At 64.0% G+C, this 823-nt stretch carries 1 protein-coding gene; it reads right to left on the bottom strand.

Annotated features, from left to right (window positions below; genetic code table 11):
• Window positions 1-269 precede the first annotated feature (269 nt).
• Window positions 270-823 (bottom strand): ArdC family protein (locus EOC06_RS44345; RefSeq protein ID WP_245470337.1); only part of this gene is annotated, 554 nt, incomplete at its 5' end.

Here is an 823-nt window from a genome sequence, read left to right as displayed (position 1 = left end):
CACCACCGAAGCCATGATCGCGGAGGCTCCGAAGAAGGAGTCGGCTGGCGGCGGCATGCCTGGCGGCATGGGCGGCGGCGGCATGGGCGGCATGGGCGGCATGGATTTCTAATCCAGCTCTGGCAGCTTTCGCAACGAGAGGGCGGCATCAATGCCGCCCTCTTTTTTTGCGAACCTCGGTCCGATGAACGATCGACGCCAACGCCGGCCATCGGCGTTAGGGCAACCTCAAAAGAACTGTCGAGTTGGTTGCGCGCGGCTTTGCGTCATCAGAGGCGCAAGGCGGTCGCGTGTGAGGATTGCGCGCTCCCATAGGCGGTTTCGGCATGTGCCTCGCCTTCGACATCGACATTGCGGCCAAGCAGGAAATCGGCGGCTTTCGAGGCATGGCTTGCGGCGCGGAAGATGGCGCGGTTGTCCTCGCGCAAAACCGTCAGCCATGAGCCGATGTAGTCGGCATGGCGCACGGTCGGCTCGATGCCGAGACTGCTGCAGATGAAGGCTGATGCGATTTCGGCGACCAGTTCCTCGCGCGCATAGGTGTTGGACCCGAAGGAGCCGGACAGGTCGCGCGCGAGTCGCCTCGGGTGGCCGGTCCAGTGGCCAAGCTCGTGAAAGCAGGTCCGGTAATAGTCGATCTGGTGGAAGAAAGCCGGCTGCGGCGGCACCTGTATGGTGTCGCTGCCGGGCATGTAGAAGGCGCGCTCGCCGCCGACGCGAAAATCAGCGCCGGTTGCATGAATGAGCGCCTCGGCCTGCGGGACCATCTCGCGCTCAGGCAGAGGCTCGCCGGCGGCGTAAAGATGTTCGGGCAGATTATCGC

It is taken from the genome of Mesorhizobium sp. M7A.F.Ca.MR.362.00.0.0 (genome assembly GCF_004023175.1).
Taxonomy (GTDB): domain Bacteria; phylum Pseudomonadota; class Alphaproteobacteria; order Rhizobiales; family Rhizobiaceae; genus Mesorhizobium.
Note: the sequence above shows the minus strand (reverse complement) of the source record. Positions and strands in the feature narration are given on the sequence as shown.